This is a genomic window from Sphingomonas sp. MS122 (assembly GCF_049532975.1).
GTDB lineage: Bacteria > Pseudomonadota > Alphaproteobacteria > Sphingomonadales > Sphingomonadaceae > Sphingomonas.
The window spans coordinates 1214887-1239374 of record NZ_CP186695.1 but is presented as its reverse complement, the minus strand read 5'-3'; the positions used below and the strand labels follow the sequence as shown (position 1 = coordinate 1239374).

27 protein-coding genes and 2 pseudogenes are annotated in these 24488 nt (G+C 69.6%); 21 read left to right on the top strand and 8 right to left on the bottom strand.

Annotated features, from left to right (window positions below):
- Positions 1-7 precede the first annotated feature (7 nt).
- Positions 8-361 carry a YbaN family protein gene (locus ACO227_RS05820; protein WP_423606031.1) on the top strand — a complete coding sequence of 118 codons (354 nt, stop codon included), beginning with the start codon at positions 8-10 and terminating at the stop codon, positions 359-361.
- A 391-nt stretch (positions 362-752) separates the two neighbouring features.
- Here the strand turns inward: ACO227_RS05820 and ACO227_RS05815 are convergent.
- Both ACO227_RS05815 and ACO227_RS05810 read right to left on the bottom strand, forming a co-directional pair.
- Positions 753-974 (bottom strand): annotated as a pseudogene (locus ACO227_RS05815) (flagellin); the annotation flags it as partial.
- An 876-nt stretch (positions 975-1850) separates the two neighbouring features.
- Positions 1851-2210, bottom strand: a pseudogene (locus ACO227_RS05810) (flagellin protein FlaA); the annotation flags it as partial.
- Positions 2211-2461: 251 nt separating this feature from the next.
- Between ACO227_RS05810 and ACO227_RS05805 the strand changes: the two are divergent.
- Genes ACO227_RS05805 through fliS form a run of 18 tightly spaced genes read left to right on the top strand, consistent with a single transcriptional unit; the run spans position 2462 to position 17589 of the window.
- Positions 2462-3709 carry a sigma-54 interaction domain-containing protein gene (locus tag ACO227_RS05805; protein ID WP_423606029.1) on the top strand — a complete coding sequence of 416 codons (1248 nt, stop codon included), beginning with the start codon at positions 2462-2464 and terminating at the stop codon, positions 3707-3709.
- Positions 3706-4077: a flagellar hook-basal body complex protein FliE gene (fliE, locus tag ACO227_RS05800; RefSeq protein WP_423606028.1), complete on the top strand. Its 372-nt coding sequence runs from the start codon at positions 3706-3708 to the stop codon at positions 4075-4077. The genes ACO227_RS05805 and fliE overlap by 4 nt, the downstream gene beginning before the upstream one ends.
- Before the next feature lie 5 nt (positions 4078-4082).
- Positions 4083-5765: a flagellar basal-body MS-ring/collar protein FliF gene (gene fliF / locus ACO227_RS05795; protein WP_423606027.1), complete on the top strand. Its 1683-nt coding sequence runs from the start codon at positions 4083-4085 to the stop codon at positions 5763-5765.
- The gene (gene fliG, locus ACO227_RS05790; protein WP_423606025.1) at positions 5762-6772 is read left to right on the top strand and encodes a flagellar motor switch protein FliG; all 1011 of its coding nucleotides are present in this window, start codon (positions 5762-5764) and stop codon (positions 6770-6772) included. Before fliF ends, fliG begins: the two co-directional genes overlap by 4 nt.
- Entirely contained in the window at positions 6765-7487 is a 723-nt protein-coding gene (locus tag ACO227_RS05785) for a FliH/SctL family protein (protein ID WP_423606024.1), read from the top strand. Before fliG ends, ACO227_RS05785 begins: the two co-directional genes overlap by 8 nt.
- 8 nt (positions 7488-7495) lie before the next feature.
- On the top strand, positions 7496-8824 hold the full coding sequence (locus tag ACO227_RS05780) for a FliI/YscN family ATPase (RefSeq protein WP_423606022.1): 1329 nt from the start codon (positions 7496-7498) through the stop codon (positions 8822-8824).
- A complete protein-coding gene (locus ACO227_RS05775; protein WP_423606021.1) occupies positions 8817-9248 on the top strand; it encodes a hypothetical protein in 432 nt (143 codons plus the stop codon). Before ACO227_RS05780 ends, ACO227_RS05775 begins: the two co-directional genes overlap by 8 nt.
- A gap of 28 nt (positions 9249-9276) precedes the next feature.
- Positions 9277-10524, top strand: a complete 1248-nt coding sequence (locus ACO227_RS05770) for a flagellar hook-length control protein FliK (protein WP_423606020.1) — start codon at positions 9277-9279, stop codon at positions 10522-10524.
- Positions 10525-10548: 24 nt separating this feature from the next.
- Complete coding sequence (locus ACO227_RS05765; protein ID WP_423606019.1) at positions 10549-11169, top strand: flagellar basal body-associated FliL family protein; 621 nt, start codon at positions 10549-10551, stop codon at positions 11167-11169.
- Between the two features lie 27 nt (positions 11170-11196).
- Complete coding sequence (locus tag ACO227_RS05760) at positions 11197-12138, top strand: FliM/FliN family flagellar motor switch protein (RefSeq protein WP_423606018.1); 942 nt, start codon at positions 11197-11199, stop codon at positions 12136-12138.
- Positions 12135-12425: a flagellar motor switch protein FliN gene (fliN, locus tag ACO227_RS05755; RefSeq protein WP_265118108.1), complete on the top strand. Its 291-nt coding sequence runs from the start codon at positions 12135-12137 to the stop codon at positions 12423-12425. The genes ACO227_RS05760 and fliN overlap by 4 nt, the downstream gene beginning before the upstream one ends.
- Positions 12426-12434: 9 nt before the next feature.
- Positions 12435-12689, top strand: a complete 255-nt coding sequence (locus ACO227_RS05750; RefSeq protein WP_423606016.1) for a flagellar biosynthetic protein FliO — start codon at positions 12435-12437, stop codon at positions 12687-12689.
- Positions 12686-13504 carry a flagellar type III secretion system pore protein FliP gene (fliP, locus tag ACO227_RS05745; RefSeq protein WP_423606014.1) on the top strand — a complete coding sequence of 273 codons (819 nt, stop codon included), beginning with the start codon at positions 12686-12688 and terminating at the stop codon, positions 13502-13504. Before ACO227_RS05750 ends, fliP begins: the two co-directional genes overlap by 4 nt.
- A gap of 4 nt (positions 13505-13508) precedes the next feature.
- Complete coding sequence (gene fliQ / locus ACO227_RS05740; RefSeq protein WP_423606012.1) at positions 13509-13778, top strand: flagellar biosynthesis protein FliQ; 270 nt, start codon at positions 13509-13511, stop codon at positions 13776-13778.
- A 3-nt stretch (positions 13779-13781) separates the two neighbouring features.
- Complete coding sequence (gene fliR / locus ACO227_RS05735) at positions 13782-14555, top strand: flagellar biosynthetic protein FliR (RefSeq protein WP_423606010.1); 774 nt, start codon at positions 13782-13784, stop codon at positions 14553-14555.
- Positions 14555-15697 (top strand): flagellar type III secretion system protein FlhB, encoded by a 1143-nt coding sequence (gene flhB, locus ACO227_RS05730; protein WP_423606008.1) that lies wholly within the window; start codon positions 14555-14557, stop codon positions 15695-15697. Before fliR ends, flhB begins: the two co-directional genes overlap by 1 nt.
- A gap of 33 nt (positions 15698-15730) precedes the next feature.
- Positions 15731-17185: a flagellar filament capping protein FliD gene (fliD, locus tag ACO227_RS05725; RefSeq protein WP_423606006.1), complete on the top strand. Its 1455-nt coding sequence runs from the start codon at positions 15731-15733 to the stop codon at positions 17183-17185.
- The gene (fliS, locus tag ACO227_RS05720) at positions 17185-17589 is read left to right on the top strand and encodes a flagellar export chaperone FliS (RefSeq protein ID WP_423606004.1); all 405 of its coding nucleotides are present in this window, start codon (positions 17185-17187) and stop codon (positions 17587-17589) included. Before fliD ends, fliS begins: the two co-directional genes overlap by 1 nt.
- Here fliS and ACO227_RS05715 read toward each other — a convergent pair.
- The gene (locus ACO227_RS05715) at positions 17586-18656 is read right to left on the bottom strand and encodes a CaiB/BaiF CoA transferase family protein (protein ID WP_423606003.1); all 1071 of its coding nucleotides are present in this window, start codon (positions 18654-18656) and stop codon (positions 17586-17588) included. The two genes, fliS and ACO227_RS05715, sit on opposite strands and share 4 nt — an antisense overlap.
- A gap of 72 nt (positions 18657-18728) precedes the next feature.
- On the opposite strand from ACO227_RS05715, the gene ACO227_RS05710 reads away from it, so the two are divergent.
- Together ACO227_RS05710 and ACO227_RS05705 are read left to right on the top strand one after the other, a co-directional pair.
- Positions 18729-19265, top strand: coding sequence for an NADPH-dependent FMN reductase (locus tag ACO227_RS05710; RefSeq protein ID WP_423606001.1), 537 nt, complete (start codon positions 18729-18731; stop codon positions 19263-19265).
- Between the two features lie 57 nt (positions 19266-19322).
- A complete protein-coding gene (locus tag ACO227_RS05705; protein WP_423605999.1) occupies positions 19323-19916 on the top strand; it encodes a response regulator in 594 nt (197 codons plus the stop codon).
- Here the strand turns inward: ACO227_RS05705 and ACO227_RS05700 are convergent.
- The 5 genes from ACO227_RS05700 to argH are packed head-to-tail and all read right to left on the bottom strand — an operon-like array spanning position 19894 to position 24480.
- On the bottom strand, positions 19894-20844 hold the full coding sequence (locus tag ACO227_RS05700; RefSeq protein ID WP_423605998.1) for a CorA family divalent cation transporter: 951 nt from the start codon (positions 20842-20844) through the stop codon (positions 19894-19896). The genes ACO227_RS05705 and ACO227_RS05700 overlap by 23 nt on opposite strands.
- Positions 20841-21596, bottom strand: coding sequence for an NAD(P)-dependent oxidoreductase (locus ACO227_RS05695; RefSeq protein ID WP_423605997.1), 756 nt, complete (start codon positions 21594-21596; stop codon positions 20841-20843). The genes ACO227_RS05700 and ACO227_RS05695 overlap by 4 nt, the downstream gene beginning before the upstream one ends.
- Positions 21593-22852 (bottom strand): diaminopimelate decarboxylase, encoded by a 1260-nt coding sequence (gene lysA / locus ACO227_RS05690; protein WP_423605995.1) that lies wholly within the window; start codon positions 22850-22852, stop codon positions 21593-21595. Before lysA ends, ACO227_RS05695 begins: the two co-directional genes overlap by 4 nt.
- A gap of 19 nt (positions 22853-22871) precedes the next feature.
- Positions 22872-23105 (bottom strand): LPS translocon maturation chaperone LptM, encoded by a 234-nt coding sequence (gene lptM / locus ACO227_RS05685; protein WP_343520617.1) that lies wholly within the window; start codon positions 23103-23105, stop codon positions 22872-22874.
- A 4-nt stretch (positions 23106-23109) separates the two neighbouring features.
- Positions 23110-24480: an argininosuccinate lyase gene (gene argH / locus ACO227_RS05680; protein WP_423605993.1), complete on the bottom strand. Its 1371-nt coding sequence runs from the start codon at positions 24478-24480 to the stop codon at positions 23110-23112.
- Between the last annotated feature and the right edge of the window lie 8 nt (positions 24481-24488).

Below are 24488 nucleotides of genomic sequence, written 5' to 3'. Positions count from 1 at the left end.
GTCGCCGGTGCGCCGCCATCTTTATCTCGTCGCCGGGTTCGTATCGCTGGGACTGGCGGTGATCGGCGCATTGCTGCCGGTGATGCCGACCACGGTGTTCGTGATCCTAGCCGCCTATTGCTTCACGCGCAGCTCGCCCGCGATGGAACGCCGGTTGCTGGAGCATCCGAAGTTCGGTCCGCACATCATGCGCTGGCGCGAGCGCGGCGCGATCAGCCGCGCGGGCAAGAAGGCCGCGACTCTGGCCTTCGCGATCAGCATCGCCCTGACCTTCGCATTGACCCACATGCCCTGGCCGCTCGTCACGCTCGCCGCGGCGGTCATCGTCGGCGGCTGGATCTGGGCCCGGCCGGAGGGCTAGCAGTCCCGCTGCATCGACCTTGTTCGTCGTTCGGGCGCAAGGCCGGGATGAGCCGCTCAAATCCTGTCCCCGATTGTTGGATACAAGTTGGATTTGACCTGCTTCACTCTGGCCGAATCGGAAGATTCCCGCTCTTTGCCATCGTGACTCCAGCCGCCGCGCCACATCCGCAGTTCGCAAGGCCATGGCGCTGCAGCACGTGGCAAGGCACGTCGATAGTGTAAAGTCGGTGTAAACTTCCGCGCTCGGCCCGCGCAGTCGACCACGGCGCCCGCGCGCAAGAAAAACCCCGGTGGCCGTGGGACCACCGGGGCTTCCGCATGCCCTCCCGAGAAGGAGGGTGACCGGCCTTGGTGCCTGTCAGGGGGGTGACACCCCGACCGGCACACGCTTAGCGAAGCAGCGAAAGAACGTTCTGCTGCGACTGGTTGGCCTGGGCCAGCATCGCGGTCGACGCCTGCGCCAGGATCTGCGCCTTGGCGAGCGCGGTCGTCTCGGCCGAGAAATCGGCGTCCTCGATCCGGCTGCGCGCCTCGGACAGGTTGCTCGTCGTGGTCGTCAGGTTGGCGACGGTCGATTCGAGGCGGTTCTGCACCGCACCGAGATCGCCACGGCCGGCCGAGATCTCGGTCAGCGCGTCGTCGATCACCTTCATCGCGGCCGACGCGTCGGCCTGGGTCGCGATCGACAGATCGGTGCCCTTGGCCGAGTTGGCGGTGAGGCCGAGCGAGGTCAGCGCCGCGGTCTCGCCGCCGACGATGATCGTCTCGCCCGCAGCCGCCGTCAGCTTGACCTGGTTCAGCGCGACGGTGGACTCCACGTCCTCGGCGATCGCGAGATCGGCGGCCGCACCGTCGGCGCGAACCTTGACCTTGGTCACGTCGGCAGCGGCCTCGACCAGGAAGTCGACCTCACCCGTGCTGACGATGTCGAGACCGTCGCCCGCCGCATTGACCGTGACGGTCACGCCGGCGAGGTTCTTGCTGTCGATCTCGGCCTTGAGCGCCGCGTAGCTCCACGCGTCGGCGGTGGTGTCGGCGTCCGGACCGTCGACCGCACCCTTGCTGAGGTCGATCGCCGTGCCGTTGATCTTGAGCGCGCCGGTCGTGGTGGCCGAAGCGCTGTCGATCTTGAGCGACAGCTTGGTCTGCGCAGCGGCCGTCACCCCGGTCTCGCTGGTCTTGGCGTTGATCGCGGTCACCTTGTCGGCGATCGCGGCGCTCGCGTCGCCGTCCGCATCGACGCTCGCGCCGATCCAGGTGCCGTTGATCTGCAGCTGGTTCTTCTCGAAGCCCGCCGTGCCCACGGTGCCGACCACCGGGCCCTCGACGCCGGTCTTGAGACCCAGCTTCTCGGCCGTGGTGTTGAGCATCGACAGCGAGATCGTCTCGCCGGCGTTGATGCCGGTCTGCAGCGTCACGTCGTCGGTCTTGCCGTCGAGCAGGCTCACGCCGTTGAAGTTCGAGGTGGTCGCGACGCGGCCGACCTCGGCGATGAGCTGAGTCATCTCCGACTGCAGCGTCGAGCGGTCGTCGTCGCTCAGCGTGCCGTTCGCCGCCTGGGTCGAGAGCTCCTTCATGCGCTGAAGCATGTTGGTGACCTCACCCAGCGCGCCTTCGGCGGTCTGGGCCAGCGAGATGCCGTCGTTGGCGTTGCGGATCGCAACGGCCATGCTCTTCACCTGGCTGGTCATGCGGCTCGCGATGGCGAGGCCCGCAGCATCGTCCTTGGCGCTGTTGATCCGCTTGCCGGTCGACAGACGCTCCATGGCGGTCTGCAGCGACGTGGACGCCAGCTTGGACGCGTTCGCGGCACGAAGGCTCGCGATGTTCGTTCCGATAACAGTCATGTCGATATCTCCGTTCAGTTCGGCGCCCCCGCGTACCCCCCTGAATGCGAAGGAACCCGAGCCGCCACAGGGGTGAACGGCAGGGCGATCCGGAGATTAAGCAGTTTTCTGAACCACGCTGGATGAACCCCTCGTACGCGCGTGCGAGGGCGCGCGCGGCAATCTGAAGCCGGTTCGGCTGATTTTTGCCGGATGGTTTACTGTCTGTTTACCAACAATCCTCCATTCGGGCATTCGACCAGGGGGGTTGAATGCAAACCATTTTTCCGTCGGCGGCAGTTCTCCGCCAGCACTATGCGCTTGTCTCGACGCTTCGCGCGCAGGGCTTCACGATCGGCGCGGCCGACAAGGTGAAGCCGATGCCGGGCGATCTCTTCATGATCGTGGAGGGCGAGGCACCGCCGGTCTCGGCGCGCACGCTGGTGCTGGCCGAAGGGCCGGTCGAGGCGATCCCGTTCCATGACGGCAATCCCGCGCGGCTGAGCTTCGGTCCCGCGGATGCGGCGATCGCGAGCGGTTTCGCGAGCGCGATGCTGCGCGGCGCGCACGCCCCGGTCGCCGCCGATCCCGAGAGCCTGGCGCTCTATGCGCTGGCCGAGCGGGTCGCCGCGGCCGACATCACGGTGCTGATCAACGGCCCGACCGGCACCGGCAAGGAAGTGCTGGCCAAGGCCATCCACATGGGCTCGACGCGCCGCGACGGCCCGTTCATCGCGGTCAACTGCGCGGCCCTGCCCGAGACCATGCTCGAGGCTTTGCTGTTCGGCCATGTGAAGGGCTCGTTCACCGGCGCCAATGCCGCGGGCGAGGGCTTCTTCCGCGCGGCGAACGGCGGCACGCTGCTGCTCGACGAGGTCGCCGAGATGCCGCTCGCGCTCCAGGCCAAGCTGCTGCGCGCGCTGCAGGAGCGCGAGGTGGTGCCGATCGGCGCGACCGTGCCGGAGAAGATCGACGTCCGCGTGATCGCCTGCGCCAACCGCGACCTCCAGGCCGAGGTGGCCGAGGGCCGCTTCCGCGCCGATCTCTATTACCGCCTGTCGGTCTTCCCGCTCTCGACCAAGGCGCTCGCCGAGCGGCCGGGCGACGTCGCCGCGCTCGCTTCGGCGATGGTGCTGCGCCATGCCGGCAATCGCGGGCGCCTGCCCTGGGTGACCCAGGACGCGCTGGCGGTGCTGCAGGGCCATGATTGGCCGGGCAATGTCCGCGAGCTGGAGAATGTGATCCAGCGCGCGCTGCTGCTGTGCCCGGGCGATGCGATCACTGCCGATCACCTGATCTTCGACCGCGCCCCCGCCGCCGTTCCGGCGCAGGCGGAAGGCACGCTCAGCAACATCGTCCAGCTCAGCGAGTTCGCGGCGATCCGCGAGACGCTGGCGCAGTGCGGCGGGAGCCGCATCGAGACCGCCAAGCGCCTCGGCATCTCGGAGCGCACGCTGCGCTACCGGCTCGCCAAGGCGCGCGAGCAGGGTGAGGACATCACGCGGAGGGCCATCGCATGAGCGGCATCGGCGGTATCGGCGGGGCTGGCGGCATCGACCGTGTCATGCAGCTCCGCGCCCAGATCCTCGAGCGCAACGAAGCGCTCCAGCGCGCGACCAGCGGCGCGGCGGCTCCGGCCGCGGCGCCGATCGGTCAGCCCGCGGGTCCGGCGAGCTTCGCCGACACGCTGGAAAGCGCGCTCAAGCAGGTCAACGGCGCGCAGAGCCGCGCCAGCGATCTTTCCGCCGCCTATGAGCGCGGCGAGACGGTGGACATCGCCAAGGTGATGCTCGCCCGCCAGGAAGCGTCGGTCGGTTTTGAAGCGACGCTTCAGGTCAGGAACAAGCTCCTGACCGCCTATCGTGACATCATGAGCATGCCGGTCTGATCGCTATGAGCAACGCAATCTCCGTCTCCGACGCACCCGCCCCTCCCGCCAGTGCCAAAGGCATTGGGGGCGCCGGCGGCTTCGCCAATCCGCTGAGCCAGATGCGCTCGATCCTCGGGCAGCCCGCGGTCAAGCGCAGCCTGCCGCTGATCTTCATGCTGGGCCTGATTGGCGCCGCCGCGCTCGCGTGGATGGCGCTGTCGACCCCGCCGCAGCGCGTGCTGTTCGCCAGCCTGCCCGAAAGCGACAAGGCGGCCGTGGCCGAGGCGCTGACCGCGGCGAGCATCCCCAATGCGATCGATGGCGCGGGCTCGCTCACCGTCGCCGAGGACGACTATCACAAGGCGCGCATGCTGCTCGCCGGCCAAGGCCTGCCCAAGGCGGCGCCGGGCGGCTATGCGCTGCTCGACCAGCTGCCGATGGGCGTCAGCCGTGCCGTGGAGGGCGAGCGGCTGCGTCAGGCGCGCGAGACCGAGCTCGCCCGCTCGATCGGCGAGATCGACACCGTCGCCGAGGCGCGCGTGCATCTCGCGACGCCCGAAGCGACCGTGTTCGTGCGCGACAAGGCCGAGCCGTCGGCGTCGGTGATCGTCAAGCTCCAGCCGGGCCGCACCCTCTCCGACGCGCAGGTCCGCTCGATCGTCAACCTCGTCGCCTCGTCGGTGCCGGGGATGAAGGCCGAGGCGGTGACGATCGTCGACCAGGCCGGTGCGCTGCTCAGCAAGTCGGGCCAGGACGGCACCGCGGGCGACGCGCGCATCGATTTCCAGCGCCGCGTCGAGGATAAATATCGTCAGCAGCTGGTGCAGCTGCTCACCCCGTTGCTCGGCCCGGGCAACTTCACCGCCGAGGTGCAGGCCGAGGTCGACCTCGACGAGAGCCAGGCGACGCGCGAGACGTTCGACAAGACCGGCGCCGTGGTGCGTGCCGAGCAGGGCAACTGGACCGGTGCACCGCGCGACGGTGCCAATGCGCCCGGCGGTATTCCCGGCGCGCTCTCCAACGTCGCCCCGGCGCCCGCCACGGTCGCCGCGCCGACGCCCGAGGGCACCGCGCCGGCCGCTGCCGGTGAGCCTGCGACGCCCGCTGCCACGCCGGGCATGAAGCAGAGCGACAGCTTCGCGCGCAGCTACGACAACGCCAAGGAAATCTCGGTCACTCGCGCCGCACCGGGTAACATCAAGCGGCTGTCGGTCGCGGTGCTGCTCAAGGAAGAGCCGGGCAAGCCGCGTGGCCAGGTCGAAATCCGCCAGATCGACGAGCTGGTCAAGGCCGCGGTCGGCTTCAACGCCGCGCGCCAGGACCAGGTGACGGTGGTCAGCCGTAAGTTCAGCTCCACCGCCGACGCCAAGGAGGAAGGCCCTGCCTTCTACGAGAGCGGTTGGTTCGCGATGATCGCGCGCAACGTCACCGCAGTGGTGATCGCACTGCTGGTGCTGCTGCTCGGCGTGCGCCCGCTGGCCAAGGCGTTGCTCAAGAAGCGCGAGGATGCCGGCCGTGGCGTGTCGCTGCCGATGGGCGGGGCGGACGGCGTCGCCATCCCTGCACCGGTCAGTGCCGAGATGCTCGGTGCCGGCGGCGTCTCGCTCGGCGACCGGGTCGGGCTGGTGCGCGACTTCACCCGCGACAATCCGGCGCGTGCCGCGCTCGCGGTGCGTGACATGATCAAGGCGGAGAATGGCCGATGAACGCGCCGCGCAGCTTCAGCGGCGTCGAGCGCGCCGCGGTGCTGATGATGGTCGTGGGCGACGAGGAAGCCGCCGCGATCCTGCAGAAGCTCGATCCCGACGAGGTCCGCCAGCTCGGCACCGCGATGATGAACGTCGCCGACGTCTCCGAGTGGGAGATGGCGCAGGTCCTCGACGACTTCACCGGCCGCGCGCAGGAGCGCAGCGCGATCCAGTTCGATCCGCGCCCCAAGCTCGAATCGGTGGTGACCAAGGCGCTCGGGCCGGAGCGTGCGGGCAGCGTGCTCGCACGGATTCTGCCGCCGCAGCAGAATGAATCGATCGCCGCGCTCGCCTGGATGGACGCGCCCGAGATCGCCGCGATGCTCGAGGAGGAGCATCCGCAGATCGCCGCGGTGCTAATGGCGCATCTCGATCCCGCGGTCGCCGCGCAGGTGCTGGAGATGCTGCCCGAGGCGATCCAGCCGCAGGTGCTGCGTCGCGTCGCGCGGCTCGGCCCGGTGACGCCCGAGGCGATCGCCACGCTCACCGACCTGCTCGAACGCCATGCATCGCAACCGCGCCGCGTGGCGGGCGTGCAGATGGGCGGCACGCGCGAGGCGGCGAAGATCATGTCCTCGGCGCGCAAGGTGACCGAGCAGAAGGTGATGCCGAAGTTGGCGAAGATCGACCGCGAGGTGGCGAAAGCCATCGAGGAGGCGATGTTCGTGTTCGACAACCTGCTCGAGCTCGACGACAAGAACATGGGGACATTGCTCCGCAACATCGAGAGCGACGTGCTGGTTCGCAGCCTCAAGGGCGTGGACGAGGCGGCCCGCACCCGCTTCCTGTCGTGCATGTCGAGCCGCGCGGCCGACACGATCCGCGACGAGATGGAAGCGCGCGGCCCGATGAAGCTGGCCGAGGTGCTCGAGGCGCAGAAGGTGATGATCGGAATCGCGCGCCAGCTGGTCAAGGACGGCACGATCGCCATGCCGGGCGGCGGCGGGGACGACGACTATGTCTAATGCCGCCGCCTTCGTTCCCGGCCTTGCGGCGCGCAGTGCGGGAATCGCCGAGGCGCTGCAGCGCGCTTTCGCCCCGCCCGAGGCGTTCGCGCCGCGCGAGATCCGTCCGCGCGACGCGGCGGCGCCGGCCGAGCCCAAGCATTTCACTCCCGCCGAACCCGGCCACCGAGCGACCGATGGGTGGGACCCGTTCGATCCCGAACCGACGCCCGAATCCAGGGAATTCGTCGACCCGATCGCGGCGGCGCGCGCCGCCGGCTACGCCGAGGGCCTGGCCGCGGGTCGCGCCGAGGCCGATGCCGCGTCCGCGCAGCAGGCGGCGCTGCTCCAGCAGGTCAGTGACGCGCTGGCGCAGGGCGCGCATTTCGACCGCGAGCGCATGGCCGGGCATCTGCGCCAGACCGTGCTCCACCTGGTGAGCAAGATGATCGGCGAATCGGGCGTCGCGCCCGATGTGCTCGCCAGCCGGATCGAGGCCGCGACCGACATGCTCGCCGACAGCGCCGAATCGGCGATCCTGCGGCTTCATCCCGACGATGTCGCGCTGGTCCAGGGCCATCTGCCCAAGACCGTGTTCCCGGTCGGCGACCCGCATGTCGCGCGCGGCGGCTTCGTCATCGAGAGCGCCTCGACCATCGTCGAGGACGGCCCCGACATGTGGCTTGAGCAGCTTGCCGCGGCCATCGACCGCGTTCCGATCCCTCCCGCCGTCTGAGGCGCTGCATGTACAACCATTTCACCGCCGACTATCTCGACGGCCTCGCCTGCCGCGATTTCCGCCCGCAGCCAAAGGTCTCGGGGCGGCTCGCTTCCTATGACGGCCTGCTGATGGAGGCGGTGGGCCTCTCGCTCCCGGTCGGCACGGTGTGCGCGATCGGTATCGGGGCCGATCGCGTCGACGCCGAAGTGATCGGCTTTCGCGGCGGCAAGACGCTGCTGATGAACCTCGGCGGCCCCGCCGCGCTGCTGCCCAATGCCCCGGTGCGCCCGGTCGGCCCGCCAGGCGAGGCCGAGGTCGGCGCGGCGATGCTGGGGCGCGTGGTCGACGGTGCGGGCAAGCCGATCGACGGGCTCGGTCCGATCCGCGGCGCCGGCAAATGGCCGCTCGCGGGCAAGATCCAGTCGCCGCTCGACCGCGGCCGCGTGCTCCAGCCGCTCGATGTCGGGGTGCGCGCGATCAACGGCCTGCTGACGATCGGCCAAGGCCAGCGCGTCGGCATCATGGCCGGCTCGGGCGTGGGCAAGTCGGTGCTGCTCGGCATGATGGTGCGCGCGGCCAAGGCCGATGTCATCGTGATCGGCCTGATCGGCGAGCGTTCGCGCGAGGTCTCGGACTTCCTCGAGACCAAGGTCGCCGGCGAAGCACGCGCTCGCTCGGTCGTGGTCGCGGTTCCCGCCAACCACTCGCCGGTGCTGCGCATCCGCGGCGCGCTGCGCGCCACCGCGATCGCCGAAGCCTTTCGCAACGAGGGCAAGAAGGTCCTTCTGATCATGGATTCGCTCACGCGCGTCGCACATGCCGGCCGCGAGATCGGCCTGGCGCTGGGCGAGCCCGCGTCGGCGCGCGGCTATCCGCCGAGCGCCATCGCGATGCTGCCGAGCCTGATCGAGCGCGCGGGCACCGACGTCCACACCGGCGGCTCGATCACCGCGATCTACACTGTGCTGGCCGATGGTGACGACGGCAACGATCCCGTGGTCGATTCGGCGCGCTCGATCCTCGACGGGCACATCGTGCTCAGCCGGGCGCTGGCCGAGCGCGGGGTCTATCCTGCGATCGACCTCGGCCCCTCGGTCAGCCGCGTGATGACCGACATCGCCGACAAGGGCCATGTCGCCGCGGCGCGCGTACTGCGCCGCCACCTCGCGACGTATGAGGAGAATCGCGACCTGGTGCTGATGGGCGCCTATCGCCCCGGCGCCGATCCGGCGATCGACGCCGCGATCGCCTGTCATGATTCGGTCCTCGACTATATCCGCCAAGCCTATGACGAGACGGTCTCGCTCGAAGAAGCGGTAACGGAGCTGGTCGGCGTCTTCGGCGATGCCTGAAAGGCAAGCGAAGAAGCTCGGCCGGCTGCTGCGCGTCCGTACGCTTCAGCTCGACATGGTCCGCGCCGGTGAAGCCGCCGCGCAGGCGAAGGTCGACAATGAGGAGGCTCTGCGCGCCCGGATCGCTCAGCTCGCTCAGGGCGTTGCACCGGCGCCCGCGCCCAAGCCGGGCAGTGCGACCAGCCTGATCGCCGCGGCACATTATCGCGAGCGGCTCCACCAATCGGCCTTTGCCGCCGAGCGCCGCGTCGCCGAGGCGCAGCGCGGGCTCGATACGGCGCGCGCCGCGACGCGCGAGGCCAAGCGCGACCAGAGCGCGATCGAGAAACTGATCGAGCGCGCCGAGGCCAATGCCGCGCGCCGCGCGATGCGCGCGCTCGAGGACATGCCGGCCATTCCGAAAAAACGGCACGATCCTTGCTGAATACGGGGCGAAGGAGATTTCGCCCGCAATGCCCGACTTGCTCGCCTCGACCATCCTGCTTCCGCTGAAGCCCGGAATTCCGCTGCGCACCGCATCGGTCGCCGCGCCTGCGGTGGCGGACTTCACCGCGGTGCTCGGCGAACTGGTGCTTCCCGTCAGCGGCAAACCGCAGGGGGACAAGGGGCAAGGGCTTGCCGCGGACGGCAAGATCTTGCCGGTCGAGGCGCAGATCGTCGACGCCGACGAAGACGAGGATCCCGCAATCGCCTGGCTTCCGGCCGGTCTCGTCCCGCTCCAGCCGATCGATTCGGCGCCGCTCCCGGCCGTTGCACGGATTGCCACGTCGCCGCGCGGGGGCGAGGCGAATGCCGGAACACCGGTGGCAGGCGCGACCGTTGCGACCACCGCGTTGCCGGACGCCGCACAAGCGGTGGTGCTTGCGGCGAGCGAGACGGCCGGCGCGCCGATCGCGATCGCCGGCGCCGCGCCCGCGCCGGTCGCGCCCACCGCCGTCACGTTCGAGGGCGAGGCCGCACCGGTCGAGATGCGAGTGACCACGCCCGAGATCGAGATGGCCATATCTGCGATCGAATCACCGCAGACCGAAGCATCGGAAGTGGAACCGCATTTCGTCATGCGGGCCCCGGTGCAGGCGTGGCTGGCGCGTCCGGCACCGGCGTCGGTCGCGGTACCGCAGCCGGTCGCATCAGGCGCCGCCTCCGCCGCGCCCGCTGCACAGGTCTTCGCCGCCGCGATCTCGGCTTCGCTCGATTCACCCGCCGGGCCCGCGCCGCGCGCGGTCGACGCGGCAATCGTCCAGAACCAGGCGGCTGCCGCCGAACAGTTGCGCACCACGGTGCAGGCGATGTCCGGCGCCGAGCAGCCGCCGCTCGACCTCAGCCGCGATGACTGGGCGGGCAAGATGGTCGACCGCATCGCCGCGTTGCGCGACGCCGCCGAAGCGGCCGACACGCGCATCCGCCTCGCGCCCGAGAATCTGGGCAATGTCGACGTCTCGATCCGTCGCGACGGCGATCGCCTGCACGTCCATTTCGCCGCCGAGAACCCGGCGACGCGCCAGTTGCTCGCCGAGGCTGCGCCGCGCCTTTCCGAGCTCGCCGACGCGCGCGGCGTGAAGCTCGGCCAGACCAGCGTCGATGCCGGCACCGGCGGCCAGCAGGGCACGCCGAACCAGCCGCAATCCAGTCAGCCGCTGCGCCCGGCCCCGGCCACCGCACAGGCATCCGAAACCGATCGCGACGACCGCATCGCGTGATCCATCTCCTGGGGGAACTGAATCATGAGTGACGAGAAAGAAGCCGACGCCAAGCCCAAGAAGAAGGGCGGGCTGATGAAGTGGATCCTGCTCGGCACCGGCGCGATCGTGCTGATCGGCGGCGGCGTGGGTGGGGGGCTCTATGCGTCCAACGCCGGACTGTTCGGCGGCGCCAAGGCCGAGGAGTCGGCCGACGCCGACAAGCCGCGCCTGGTCCCCAAGAGCGAGGAAGTCCGCGCCGAGGCGAAGGGCGAAAGCGGCGGCCATGGCGAGGGCGGCGGCGAGAGCCACGGCCTGCCGACGCCCAAGGGCGAGGGCGGCGACAAATATGCCTCGACTTACTACCAGCTGGAGAAGGAGTTCACCTCCAACCTGCGCGAGAGCGTACACTTCATCCAGGTGGGGATCGCGATCTCGACGCCGTACGACAACCGCGTCGTCGAGAATCTCAAGACCCATGAGATGGCGGTGCGCTCGGCGGTGCTGCTCGCGCTCGGCGAGACCGCCGAGGACGAGGTGTTCACCGCCGACGGCAAGCGGAAGCTGCAGAAGCGCCTGACCGCCGCGATCAACGCGGTTCTCAAGGAAAAAGAGGGCTTCGGCGGTATTGGTAACGTCTACTTTACCAATTTCATTGTTCAGTGAACGGGCATGGTTAACAGCCCTTCAGACTTGGCCCAAGAACAGGCGGCACCCGAGAGGCGCGAGCGGTCCCGGGCCGGCGCGGAGCACGCGCCGGCGCTGGGCAGCTCCAATCTCAACCCGTTCGGGGATCTGCATGCGGTGCAGCATCTCTCGGCGCGACTCGCCAAGTCGCTGAAGGGGACGTTCGAGCCGCTGATCGGCGAGGGCGCGCGCTGCTGGGCCGAGCCGCTCAGCGTGCAGCGCTTCGGCGATTACCGCAGCGAACGTCCGCAGGGCCTCACCGCGTGGCTGCCGCTGGCGATGACGCCGGGGCGCGGGCGCGCGCTGATCGTCGCCGACGGCAAGCTGGCCTTCGAGATGCTCGACCGCTTCTTCGGCGGCGAGGGCGAGGCGCCGCATCCGTTGCCCGCCGAGTTTACCGGTTCGGCCGAGACGCTGCTGACGCGGCTGGCGGCCAATATCGCCGCGCAGCTCGCGCCGGCCTGGGAGATGCTCGCGCGGATCGAGTTCATGCCGGTCGCGCCGGTCGCGCCGCTCTCCACCGCGCCCGAGATCGATGCCGGCGAGGCGATGGTCGTGACCCGGTTCGGCGTCGCCGCGGGTGACGCCAAGCCGCAATGGATCGACATCCTCTACCCCGTCTCCGCGCTCAAGCCCTACACGCCCAGCCTCACCGCCAAGGTGATCGGCGGCGACCCCGAGCCCGAGCCCGAATGGCGCAACGGCCTGACGCGCGCCGCGATGGCGCTGCGCCTGCCGGTGCGCTCGGTGCTCGCCGAGCCGGTGGTGCCGCTGTCGATGCTGATGGCGCTCAAGCCCGGCGACGTCATCCCGCTCGCCTTCGGCCCCGACGTTCCGGTGATGGTCGCGCGCCGCAAGATCGGCAGCGGCACCGCCGGCACCGCCAACGGTCGCGCCGCGATCCGCCTCACCCGTTTCGAATCCCTTCAGCTCGAGGACGCACGATGAACGACATGACCGGGGGCTTTGCCGCCGAAGCCGCAGTCGCGGCCAATTTCCACCTGCTCCAGGATGTCGACGTCAAGCTGACGGTCGAGATCGGATCGACCACGCTGACGCTGCGCGAGCTGCTCGCGCTCGGCGAATCGAGCGTGATCGAGCTCGACCGCGAGGCCGACGAATTGCTCGACGTGTTCGTCAACGGCACGCTGATCGGCCGCGGCGAGGTGGTCACGGTCGGCGACAAGTTCGGCATCCGCATGACCGAGCTGGTCGCGCCCGAGAAGCGGAGCTGAGTCAGACCCATGATGTGGTCCTACATTCTCAAGCTCGTCGTGCTGCTGCCGCTCGTCTGCGGCCTGCTGATCGGCTGCCTGTACCTGTGGCGCAAGCTCGAGGCGCGGCTGCCCGGCAACCAGGGCGACCGCATGCTCAAGGTGCGCGAGACGATGATGGTTTCGACCGGAACGCGCATCGCGGTGCTCGAGGTGGAGGGCAAGCGGATCCTCGTCTCGGTGAGCCGTAACGGCGTTTCGCTGATCGACCGGATCGACCAATGACCGCCTCCCTTCGCTATTTCGCGCTCGTGTTGGGCGCCCTCGCGCTCGCGCTGTTCCTCGTTTCGCCCGCGCTTGCGCAGGCGGCGGCGCCCGCGGCTCCCATTGCCGCGCCCGCGCCTGCTGCGACACCGGGGATGGGCGACGCGGTCGACCGCGCGCTCGGCGATCTCGGCGGCGGCGACGCACCACTCTCGCTGTCGCTGCAGGTCCTCATCATCATGGGTCTGCTCACGGTGCTGCCGGGCATCCTGCTGATGATGACCAGCTTCACGCGGATCATCATCGTGCTCGCGATCCTGCGCCAGGCCCTGGGGCTTCAGCAGACGCCGCCCAACCAGGTGCTGGTCGGGCTGTCCCTGTTCCTGTCCTTCTTCGTGATGGCGCCGACGATCAGCCAGATGAATTCCGCCGCGATCCAGCCCTATGCCGAGGGCCGCATCGGCGCGACCGAGATGATCGAGAAGGCGGGCGCGCCACTCCATGCCTTCATGCTCAAGCAGACCCGGGTCAAGGACATCACCATGTTCGCCGAGATCGCCAAGACCGGGCCGATCGCCGATCCCAAGGACACGCCCTTCTCGATCCTGCTGCCCGCGTTCGTCACGAGCGAGCTCAAGACCGCGTTCCAGATCGGCTTCCTGATCTTCCTGCCGTTCATCGTCATCGACCTGATCGTCGCCACCGTGCTGATGAGTCTCGGCATGATGATGATGTCGCCGACGATCATCGCCATGCCCTTCAAGCTGCTGCTGTTCGTGCTGGTCGACGGCTGGGCGCTGACAATGGGCAGTCTCGCCTCGAGCTTTGTGAGTTAGTCCGATGGAAGCCGATTATTTCCTGTCGATCGCGCGTGAGGCGATGTGGGTGCTCGCGCTCGCCTCGGCGCCGATCCTGATCCCGGCGCTGCTCGCGGGCCTGATCCTCGGCATGGTGCAGGCCGCCACCTCGATCCAGGAGCAGACGCTGACCTTCGTGCCCAAGCTCGCGATTGTCGGGGTCAGCCTGGTGATCTTCGGGGGCATGATCATGACGTTGCTCGGCGATTTCACGACGAGCATCTTCGAACGCATCCCGGATCTCGTGCGCTAACCGATGCTCGGCTTCGGCCTCTCGATCGAGCCGCAATTGTGGGCGCTGCTGTTCACGATGGTGCGCGTCGGCGCGGCGTTCGTGGCGGCGCCGGTGTTCGGCGCGGTGTCGGTGCCGCTCAACGTGCGCGTCCTGCTGACCGGCGCGATCGGCTTGCTGTCGATGAACGCGGTGCCGATCCAGGCGCCGGGCGAAGTATTCGCGCTCGCGACCTTCCTCGCCGTCGCCGCCGAAGCGCTGGTCGGACTCGCGCTTGGCTTCGTGCTGCAAATTGCCTTCGCCGCGCCCCTGGTGGCGAGCGAGGTGATCGGCGTGTCGATGGGCCTCAGCTTCGCGACCGCGCTCAACCCGCAGACCGGCCAGTCGACCCCGGCGCTCGGCCAGTTCCTGACGATCCTGCTGACCCTGCTGTTCCTCGCGGTCGACGGGCATCTCGTGCTCGTCGAGCTGGTGGTGCGCTCCTATGAGCTGCTCCCGCCCGGCCAGGCGTGGCTGACGCCGGGCAAGCTCCAGAATATCGCGCTGTTCGGCGGCTACGCCTTCCTCGCCGGGCTGCTGCTCGCGCTGCCGGTCGGCTTCCTGCTGCTCTGCCTCAACATCGTCGTCGGCATGCTCTCGCGCTCGGCGCCGGCGCTCAATCTGTTCGCGATCGGCATTCCCGCCAGCCTCGCCATGGGCGTGCTCGCCTTGCTCGTCGGCATGCCCGCGATGGGCGACTATATGCTGGTGATCGTGCGCGAGGCGCTCGACGCGGCCCGGACGCTGGTGCTCGGCTGATGTCGGAGAGCGCGGGCGAAAAGACACAGGCACCAACGCCGAAGCGCAAGGAGAAGGCGCTCGAGCAAGGTGACCTGCTCAAGTCCCGCGACTTCGGCGCGGCGCTGATCATCCTGCTCGGCTGCGGCTGGATGGTGCTGATGGGGCCGCAACTGCTCGGCGCCATCAAGGAAGTGATGGCCGCGAGCTTCAGCTTCGGCCGCGCCGATATCGAGAGCTTCCAGCCGTGGAAGCCGCTCGCCACCGCCGGATGGAAGCTCGCGCCCTCGCTCGGCGCGCTGCTCGCCATCACGCTGGTCGGCGCGATCGCCAGCCAGGCGGCGCTCGGCGCGCTGCACTGGAACGGCAAGCTGCTCGCGCCCAAGGGCAACCGCATCAACCCCGGCTCCGGCCTCAAGCGCATCTTCGGCCCGACCGGGTGGATCGAGCTCGGCAAGTCGCTGCTCAAGGTGGTGCTGCTCGGCGGGATCGGCGCGTGGATGCTGTGGGGCTCGGCGACGACGACGATGGGGCTGGTCTCGTCCGATCTCGGCACCGCGGTGAAGGCGCTCGGCGACACCTTCGCGACGCTCGTCTTCGTGATGGCGGGCGGGCTGCTGCTGATCGCCGGCATCGACCTGCCGATCCAGATCTTCCGCCATATGCAGCGGCTCAAGATGAGCCTTCAGGAAGTGAAGGACGAGCACAAGGAGAGCGAGGGCTCGCCCGAGGCCAAGTCGGCGCAGCGCCAGCGCCAGCGCGAGCTGGCCAAGGGCGGCCTGCGCGGCAAGGTGCAGGAAGCGCACGTCGTGCTGACCAACCCGACCCATTTCTCGGTCGCGCTGCGCTATTCGAGCGGCAAGGACCAGGTGCCGGTGGTGGTCGCCAAGGGCCGCGGCGAGATCGCCTTGGCGATCCGCGAGCTGGCCGACGAGTTCGCCGTGCCGCGGCTCGAACTGCCGCCGCTCGCCCGAGCGATCTACTTCACCAGCCGCGAGAATCAGGAGATCCGCGACGATCTCTACATGGCGGTCGCGACCGTGCTGGCGTTCGTGTTCGGCCTCAACAAGCAGGCGGGTGGGCGGATGCCGAGCATCATCGTGCCCGACACCGCGCTGTTCGACGAAAATGGTGTGCAGACCGGCCTAAAGGCTGCGCGATGATGGCCGTTAACCAGCATAGAGGGGGACGTTCACGTGGCCGTTGAAGGAACGACATCGACGACGTCGATCGGCATGGCGCTTGGCGTCGGGTCGGGGATCGACACGGCCGCGCTCGTCCAGCAGCTGGTCGACAAGCAGTTCGAATATCGCAACGCCACGCTCGCCAAGCGCGAGGAGACGCTGACCGCGCAGATCAGCGCGTCGGCGACGCACAAGAGCAACATCACCAGCTTCGCCAGCGCGCTCTCCAGCCTGTCGCGCAGCGGCAATCTCGCGACTCAGCCGACCAGCTCGAACACCGGCATCTTCACCGTCTCGCGCGTCGCCGGCGCCAACTTGACCGAGCTCAACGCGCGGGTCGAGGTGCGCCAGCTCGCGTCGAGCCAGACCGTCTCGGCCGCGCCGGTCGCGGACAAGACCGCAGCGATCGGCCAGGGCAAGCTCACGCTCACCTTCGGCACCGCCACCGTCGCCAATGGCGCGATGACTAGCTTCACCCCCGGTGCCGGCACGCCGGTCGACATCACGATCGGCGAGAATGTGTCGAGCCTCGAGGGTATCGCCGCCGCGATCAATGCCGCCAATGCCGGGGTCACCGCCTCGATCCTCACCGACGCCGCGGGCTCGCGGCTGGTGGTCAAGGGCGGGACCGGCGAGGCGCGTGCCTTCACCCTCACTGCCACGGAGACCGCCGGGCATGAAGGGCTCGCCGCGCTCGACATCGGCGTCGGCGCGACCGGCACGACCGTCGGCAGCGCCGCCGCCGACGCGATCGTCGCGGTCGACGGCGTACAGGTGCGGCGCGAGACCAATTCGATCACCGACCTTGTGCCGGGCGTGAAGCTCGACCTCGTCTCGGCGCAGCCGGGCACGGTGGTCAACATCGGCAAGACGCTGCCGACCAGCGCGCTGATGCAGGCGGTGCAGGACTTCGTCGACACCTATAACGAGGTGTACACCGCGCTGCGTACCGACCTCGATCCGGTCACCGGGTCGCTGCGTCAGGACCTCGCGGCCAAGACGCTCAAGCGCCAGCTCCAGGAGCTGACGCTCAACCCGCTCGTCGCCGGCTCGACCGAGGTCCCGACCACGCTGTCGCACATCGGGGTCAAGACCAACCGCGACGGCACGCTCAGCCTCGATTCCGCCAAGCTCTCCAAGGCACTGGTCAACCATCCCGGCCAGGTCGAGAAGATGTTCGCTCAGCCCAACGGCGTCGCGACGGCAAACAACGGCTTGTCCGCCGTGCTCGACGCGATCTCGACCGCCGCCGCCAGCACGACGCGCGGGCTCGGCGCGAGCGAGCTCCGCTACACCGACGCCAAGGCCGACGTGGTCGAGGACAAGACCGAGGCGCTGGTCAAGGCCGAGGCGCTGCGCACGCGCATGACGCGCCAGTTCGCCAGCATGGACGCCAAGGTCGCCGCCTACCAGTCGACGCTGACCTTCCTCGAGAACCAGATCGACGCGTGGAACAAGCAGGGCTGATGCAGGTGAAGGCCCCGATCCGCCTCGGCACCAACGCCGCCGCGACCTATCGCTCGATCGACGCGGTCGGCCGCACCGCCGCCGCCGATCCGCACGAGCTGGTCGAGATCATGTACAAGGAGTGCATCGCCGCGCTGCGCGCCGCCGCCTTCGCCGCGGAAAAGGGCCAGCTGCCGGTCAAGAGCGAGCGTATCGCGCGCGCGACCGCGATCCTGTTCGCGCTCGAATCGGGTCTCGATTTCGAGCGTGGCGGCGAGGTCTCGCGTACGCTCGCCACGCTCTATCACGGTCTGCGCGCGCAGGTCCTGGGCGCCAGCATCGGCAGCGATCCGGCGCCGTTCCGCCGCGTCGCCGACGATCTCGAGGATATCGCCGGCGCGTGGAGCCAGGCACGCGCGGCCTAATCCGTCCAGCGCGCCAGGATCTCGCGCACCGACACTTCCCGCGCAGGCGGCGCGACACCGGTCCCGGGCCTGAACTGCGGTGCGGTCGCCGCGCCCGTCGGGCCAGCCGCCACCGGCCTTCGCGCCAGCGCGTGCGGGTGGCGCGCCGCCTCGGCCAGCGACAGCACCGGCGTCACGCACGCATTGCCATTGGCGAAGCTGCGCACCCATTCGTCGCGCGAGCGCGCCGCGAAGCGTTCGGCGAAGCGCGCGGCCATTTCGGGCCAGCCGGTGCGATCGAACTGCGCGAAGGCGCCGGGGGCGAAGCCGAGCCCGGCGCATAGCGCTTCGAACTGCGCCGGCTCGATCGCGCCGACCGCGACATGCCCGCCCTCGGCACAGGCATAGGCGCGGTAGAAGGGCGCGCCGCCGTCGATCAGATTGGCCTCGCGGCGGTCGGCCCACCGTCCGCTCGCGAACAGGCTCTGGGTCAGCGCCATCAGCGTGCCGACCCCGTCGATCGCCGCGGCATCGACCACGCGGCCCTCCTCGCCGAGCTGGGTGCCGAGAATCGCCGCAACCATCCCCAGCGCCAGGAACAGCGCGCAGCCCGCATGATCGCCGAGCAGGTTGAGCGGCACCGCGGGGGCGTCGGTCGTGCCGATCGCATGCAGCGCGCCGGTCATCGCCAGTACGTTGATGTCGGCGCCGGACTGGCCGGCGAGCGGCCCGGTCTGCCCCCACATGCTCGCGCGGCCATAGACCAGCCGCGGGTTGCGCGCGCGGCACCGGTCGGGGCCGAGGCCGAGCGCCTCCATCGAGCCCGGCGGCATCCCCTCGATCAGGCCATCGGCATGCGTGGCGAGCTCGAGCACCTCGGCGATCGCCGCCGGCTCGCGGAAGTCGAGCACCAAGTCCTGCCGCCCGCGGTAGAGCGCCGGGACGATCGCACTGGTGGTCGAGCCCGGCTGCACCACGCGCACCACCTCGCAGCCGAGGTCGGCGAGCAGCATCGTCGCGAACGGCACCGCGCCGATCGCGTCGATCTCGACGATCCGCACCCCTGCCAGCGGCCCGCGTCGCTCCACCCCTGCGCCTCCGATCGGCCGCGCCGCACGATGCGGGTGGCCCAGCGCCCGTGTTTCGGCTAGCGCCGCGGCATGAGCAAGCCGCACATCGTCGCCCTGGGCGGCACCTCGCGCCCCGAATCGGCGACCGGTCGCGCGCTTGCGCATTGCCTCGCGCTCGCCGAGGCGAGGGGCGCGCGAACGACGCTGCTGACCGGCGAGGCGATCAACTTCCCGCATTACGAGCTCGGCTGCACCACCAGCGACCCGGCGATCACCAACTTCATCGCGGTGCTGCGCGACGCCGACGGGCTGATCGTGGGCTCGCCGGGCTATCACGGCTCGCTGTCGGGGCTGGTCAAGAACGCGCTCGACTATGTCGAGCTGCTGCGCGGTGACGAGCGCGTCTATTTCGACGGCATGCCCGTCGGGCTGGTCGCCACCGCGGGCGGCTGGCAGGCGGCGGTCTCGACCCTGGCGGCGCTGCGCACGGTGATCCATGCGCTGCGCGGCTGGCCGACTCCGCTCGGCGTCGCGATCAATACGGGGGCGGGGGGCGATGCGGTGGCGGGCGCGTCGGGCCAGCTCGAAGTGATGGTTGACCAGGTTTTGGGATTTCTGCGGCGATAGGGCGCGGTTGTCGTATCGTTAACCTGATCGTGACGCTCGCGTCATAGGCTCGCGCGCATGAGCCAGAGCCTTCCCTCCGCCGAGACGCGCCGGCGCGGCATCCGCACCGTGCTCGTGGTGGACGACAGCCGCACCAACCTCAACGTGATCGGCAGCCGGCTCGGCCAGGCGGGCTATCTGGTGGTGCTCTGCGACAATGGCCGCGAGGCGCTGGACCTGATCGCCGGCCGCGGCTTCGACCTCGTGCTGCTCGACATGATGATGCCGGGCATGTCGGGGATCGAGGTGCTGGCCGAGCTGCGCGTCAATCCGCGCACCGCGGACTTGCCGGTGATCATGATCACCGCACGCAGCGACGCCGGCGCGACCGTCGAGGCGCTCGCCGCCGGCGCCGACGATTATGTCGCCAAACCGTTCGACTTCGACGTGCTGCACGCGCGGATCGAGCGGACGCTGGCGCGATCGGCACGGATCGTCGAGCTCAAGCGCGCGGTCGCCGCGCTCGACGCGCGAATCGCCGCGCGCGCGATCGAGCTGGGCGAGGCACGCACCGAGCTCGCCGTCACCCGCGCCGACCGGGCGCGGCTGGTGAACTCGATCCAGTCGCTGAACGCCGAGGTCGAGCGGCTCAGCGGAACCAGTGGCGCCTGACGAAATAGCCGGTAACCGCCGCCGCGACGATCAGGCAGAAGACGGTGATCACCCAGAACGACGTCGGATGGTCGTCATAGGGGATGCCCTGCACGTTCATCCCGAACAGTCCGGTGATGAAGGTAAGCGGCAGGAAGACCATTGCCGCCACGGCGATCAGCAGCGAGCGCTGGTCGATCACCTCGGCGCGCAGGTCGGTGAGCGTTTCGTGGATCAGCGACGCGCGCTCGCGAATGCTCTCCAGTTCCTCCGCCATGCGCGCGGCGCGGTCCGCTGCGGCGCTGATGTGGAGCCGGTCCTCGTCGGACAGCCAGCGCACCGGCAGCGTCGCCAGCTTCTCCAGCGCGACGCGTTGCGGAAAGAGGAAACGGCGATAGCCGATCGCCTCGCGCCGGACGAGATTGACCTTGCGCCGCAGCTCGAAAGCATCGCGCGGGTCGAGCTGCTCCTCGCAGCTGTCGAGCGAATCCCCCAGGTCGGCGACCTGCGGATCGAGCTGCTCGGTGATTGCCTCGGCCAGCGTGGCGATCAGGTCGCCGGCGTCGAACACTTGCCCTGCTTCGGTCGCGGCGCGCGCCACGTCGAGCGCATCGAGCGGCAGGCGGGTGACGGAGATGACGCGATCGCCCGCCGCGCGCAGCCGGATCGAGGCGAGCGGGTCGGAACTCTGCATCGTCGCATGCGTCATGCCGCGCAGGTTGAGCACTGCGGCGCTATCGATCTGGTCGCAGCGCGGGCGCGTCTCGAGCGCAGTCAGCGCGTCGATGGTGAAGCGGTCGAGCCGGGCCACGTCGCGCAGCCAAGCCTGCACCTCCTCGTCACGCGAGGTGAGGTGGATCCACACGAAGCCGCGCCGCAGGCGGATCGCTTCGTGCGGATCGACGGCCCGGGCGCGGCCGCGTGTGACGACATAGGCAAAGCCGCTCATCCAGCCATCTCCAGGTCGACCGTCAGGCCGGGCAAGTTAGTGGGGGGGGCGTCGCATGCAATGCGTTCGGCATCGGCGCGCGCGCGAGTCAGGATCGCGGGCGGCACGTCGGTACGATGCGTCACGCGGTCGGCCTGCGCCAGCAGCCGCGCCTCGCGCAACGTGAGGTCGTCGGGATCGGCGGAGCGCAGGGCGATGCGGACGAGCCCGGCGTGCTCGGCATCGGGCGCGGCGAGCCAGCGTTCCACGGCGCCTTCCGGCGGGTCGCGCAGCGGATCGAGCGGCCCTGCCAGTCCGGCTCCGATCGCGCGGCGCCGCTCGCCCGCATCCGGCCAGCGTTCGCGGATCGCCGCCCGGTTTCGCTTCAGCGCCGCCGCCAGCTCGCCGAGCGACGCCGGCAGCACCGCCTCGAGCCGCTGGCGCAACGCCGCGGCGAGGCCCGCCGAGGCGCCGCCGGTGCCGATCGCGACCGTCACCGGCTCGCGCTCGACGATCCCGGGCAAGGTGAAGTCGCACAGGTCGGGCCGGTCGGCGACGTTGACGAGGATCGCGCGATCCCGCAGCCGCGTCACGACCGGCTCGGGATCCCCGCAGGCGACGATGGCCAGCCGCGCGTCATCCGCCTCGCCCACGATCACCGCCCCCGCGCGTTCGAGCAGCCGGCGCTTGGCCTCCGCCGAAGCACCGGTACCGACCAGGATCACGGGCCGCCCGTCCAGCTGGACGAAGACGGGCAGCCCCGATCGTTTCACCGGATCCACTCCGGCACGCGCTCGGCAGCCATGATCGTGTCGGGCTGGATGCGGTCGGCGACGACCGCGAATCTGTCGCCCGATACCAGCACCTCGGGCACCAGCGCGCGGCTGTTGTAGGTCGAGGCCATGGTCGCGCCATAGGCACCCGCGGTGCGGAACACCGCAAGATCGCCTGAGCGCACCACGTCGATCTCGCGCCCCATCGCGAAGGTGTCGCCGGTCTCGCACACCGGTCCCGCGATATTGGCGACGAACTTCTCGCCGGTCGGCTCGACCGCCTCGAACGTGTGATACGCCTCGTAGAGCGCGGGGCGGGCGAGGTCGTTCATCGCCGCGTCGACGATGACATAGGGGTTGCCCGCAGCGGGCTTGACCCAGATCACCTCGGTCACCAGCACCCCGGCATTGCCGCAGATGAAGCGGCCCGGCTCGAACATCAACGTGACGTCCCAGCCCTCGGTCACGCGCTTGACCATCGCCCCGAATTCCTCGGCCGAGGACACGGTCTCGCCCGGACGATAGGGCACGCCCAGCCCGCCGCCGAGGTCGACATGGGTGATGGCGTGCCCGGCCGCACGGAGCTGCGCGACCAGCTCGCCGACGCGCGTGTAGGCGGCCTCGAGCGGGGCGAGCTCCTTGAGCTGGCTGCCGATATGGATCGCGACCCCGCGCAGGTCGAGGCCGGGCCGCCCGGCGAGGCGACCGAAGATGTCGGCGGCACGGTCGATTGCCACGCCGAACTTGTTCTCGGCCTTGCCGGTCGAGATCTTGGCGTGGGTGCCGGCATCGACGTCCGGGTTCACGCGCAGCACCGCGGGCGCGGTCTTGCCCTGTGCATGGGCGAGGTCGGCGAGCACCTCGCCCTCCTCCTCGAGCTCGAGGTTGAACTGGCCGATGCCTTCGTCGAGCCCGAGCTGGAGCTCGGCGCGGGTCTTGCCGACGCCGGAGAAGACGATGTCCTGCGCCTTCATCCCCGCGGCGAGCGCTCGCTTGAGTTCGCCGCCCGAGACGACGTCGGCGCCATAGCCCTGCTTGGCCAGCACGCCGAGCACCGCGAGGTTGGGGTTGGCCTTGATCGCGAAGGCGATGTGGACATTGGGCAGATCGGCGAGCGCGTCCTTGAGCACCCTGGCGTGGCGTTCGAGCGTCGCGGTCGAATAGACATAGACGGGCGTGCCGACATCCGCGGCGATTTGCGGAATGGCGACGTCCTCGGCGTGGAGCACGCCGTTCCTGCGATTGAAATGATCCATGAAGCTTGGGTCTTCTCGATTACTGCGGCGGCAATTCGAACTCGTCGCCGCGGCGTTCCTCGGAGCTGCGCAGCACTTCGTCGCTGCGCGTCGGTCGGGTCTGGGGCGGCGCCTGCACCAAATCAGCCGGCGTCGGCGTGGCAACCGCCCCATAGGGTTTGGGCGGCAGCGATCCCCCGGCCGCAGGTTTCAGGTCGCCCTTGTTGCCGCAAGCAGCCAACAACAGCGCCGTGAATACCACCAGGGTTCGCATGTCCTTACTCTCCTCTTGCGGCGCGCGCCGCCGCAATCGCTTCCCGCACCCGCACCGGCGCGGTCCCGCCGAAGCTCGTCCGGCTCGCCACCGACGCGTCGACGCTGAGCACACCGAACGCGCGCGCGTCGATACGCTGGTCGATCGCCTGCAGATCCGCAAGCTCGAGCTGGTCGAGCCGCACCCCCTTGGCCTCCGCCGCCGCGACCGCGCGGCCGGTGATGTGGTGCGCTTCGCGGAACGGAATGCCGCCCTCGCGCACCAGCCAGTCGGCAAGATCGGTGGCGGTGGCGAAGCCGCTTTCGGCGAGGCCGCGCATCCGGTCGGTGCGGAACTGCGCGCTCTCGACCATGCCGGTCATCGCCGCGATCGACAGCGCCAGCAGGTCGTGCGCCTCGAACACCGGCGGCTTGTCGTCCTGCATGTCCTTCGAATAGGCGAGCGGCAGGCCCTTCATCGTGATCATCAGGCTGGTGAGGCAGCCGACGATCCGCCCGGCATGCCCGCGCACCAGCTCGGCGGCGTCGGGGTTGCGCTTCTGCGGCATGATCGAGCTGCCGGTCGACCATTGGTCGGAGAGCTTGACGAAGCCGAAGGGCTGGCTCGCCCAGATCACGAACTCCTCGGCGAGGCGCGAGAGATGCAGGCTGCACTGCGCCGCCGCCATCAGATAGTCGAGCGCGAAGTCGCGGTCGCTCACCGCATCCAGCGAGTTGCGCGTCGGCCCGTCGAAGCCGAGCGCCGCCGCGGTCGCCTCGCGGTCGAGCGGGAAGCCGGTGCCGGCCAGTGCCGCCGAGCCCAGCGGACAGAGATTGCCGCGCGCGCGGTTGTCGGTGAAGCGCGAGACGTCGCGGTCGATCATCTCGAAATAGGCCATCAGGTGATGGCCCAGCGTCACCGGCTGCGCGCTCTGGAGATGCGTGAAGCCGGGCATCACGCTGCCGGCATGTTCCTCGGCACGAGCGAGCAGCGCATCCTGCAGCGCGGCGAGCGCGGCGAGCACCTGGTCGGTCGCGTCGCGCACCCATAACCGGAAGTCGGTCGCGACCTGGTCGTTGCGGCTGCGCGCGGTGTGGAGCCGCCCGGCGACCGGCCCGATCTTGTCGGCCAGCCGCGCCTCGGTCAGCATATGGATGTCCTCGAGCGCGAGGTCCTCGGGCACGCCGTCGCGTTCGTAATCCGCCGCGACCTGATCGAGGCCCGCCGAGATCGTCGCCGCGTCCGCCGCATCGACGATGCCCTGCTTGCCCAGCATCGCGACATGCGCCTTGGAACCCGCGATGTCCTGCCGCCACATGCGCTTGTCGAACGGGATGGAAGCGTTAATCTCGCGCATCACCGACGACGGGCCTTCGGCGAAGCGCCCGCCCCACATCGAATTGG

Coding starts and splice junctions, on each gene's coding strand:
- ACO227_RS05805 (WP_423606029.1), top strand. CDS start 2,462: ATGCAAACCATTTTTCCGTCGGCGGCAGTTCTCCGCCAGCACTATGCG.
- fliE (WP_423606028.1), top strand. CDS start 3,706: ATGAGCGGCATCGGCGGTATCGGCGGGGCTGGCGGCATCGACCGTGTC.
- fliF (WP_423606027.1), top strand. CDS start 4,083: ATGAGCAACGCAATCTCCGTCTCCGACGCACCCGCCCCTCCCGCCAGT.
- fliG (WP_423606025.1), top strand. CDS start 5,762: ATGAACGCGCCGCGCAGCTTCAGCGGCGTCGAGCGCGCCGCGGTGCTG.
- ACO227_RS05785 (WP_423606024.1), top strand. CDS start 6,765: ATGTCTAATGCCGCCGCCTTCGTTCCCGGCCTTGCGGCGCGCAGTGCG.
- ACO227_RS05780 (WP_423606022.1), top strand. CDS start 7,496: ATGTACAACCATTTCACCGCCGACTATCTCGACGGCCTCGCCTGCCGC.
- ACO227_RS05775 (WP_423606021.1), top strand. CDS start 8,817: ATGCCTGAAAGGCAAGCGAAGAAGCTCGGCCGGCTGCTGCGCGTCCGT.
- ACO227_RS05770 (WP_423606020.1), top strand. CDS start 9,277: ATGCCCGACTTGCTCGCCTCGACCATCCTGCTTCCGCTGAAGCCCGGA.
- ACO227_RS05765 (WP_423606019.1), top strand. CDS start 10,549: ATGAGTGACGAGAAAGAAGCCGACGCCAAGCCCAAGAAGAAGGGCGGG.
- fliN (WP_265118108.1), top strand. CDS start 12,135: ATGAACGACATGACCGGGGGCTTTGCCGCCGAAGCCGCAGTCGCGGCC.
- ACO227_RS05750 (WP_423606016.1), top strand. CDS start 12,435: ATGATGTGGTCCTACATTCTCAAGCTCGTCGTGCTGCTGCCGCTCGTC.
- fliP (WP_423606014.1), top strand. CDS start 12,686: ATGACCGCCTCCCTTCGCTATTTCGCGCTCGTGTTGGGCGCCCTCGCG.
- fliQ (WP_423606012.1), top strand. CDS start 13,509: ATGGAAGCCGATTATTTCCTGTCGATCGCGCGTGAGGCGATGTGGGTG.
- fliR (WP_423606010.1), top strand. CDS start 13,782: ATGCTCGGCTTCGGCCTCTCGATCGAGCCGCAATTGTGGGCGCTGCTG.
- flhB (WP_423606008.1), top strand. CDS start 14,555: ATGTCGGAGAGCGCGGGCGAAAAGACACAGGCACCAACGCCGAAGCGC.
- fliS (WP_423606004.1), top strand. CDS start 17,185: ATGCAGGTGAAGGCCCCGATCCGCCTCGGCACCAACGCCGCCGCGACC.
- ACO227_RS05710 (WP_423606001.1), top strand. CDS start 18,729: ATGAGCAAGCCGCACATCGTCGCCCTGGGCGGCACCTCGCGCCCCGAA.
- ACO227_RS05705 (WP_423605999.1), top strand. CDS start 19,323: ATGAGCCAGAGCCTTCCCTCCGCCGAGACGCGCCGGCGCGGCATCCGC.
- ACO227_RS05700 (WP_423605998.1), bottom strand. CDS start 20,844: ATGAGCGGCTTTGCCTATGTCGTCACACGCGGCCGCGCCCGGGCCGTC.
- lysA (WP_423605995.1), bottom strand. CDS start 22,852: ATGGATCATTTCAATCGCAGGAACGGCGTGCTCCACGCCGAGGACGTC.
- lptM (WP_343520617.1), bottom strand. CDS start 23,105: ATGCGAACCCTGGTGGTATTCACGGCGCTGTTGTTGGCTGCTTGCGGC.
- argH (WP_423605993.1), bottom strand. CDS start 24,480: ATGTGGGGCGGGCGCTTCGCCGAAGGCCCGTCGTCGGTGATGCGCGAG.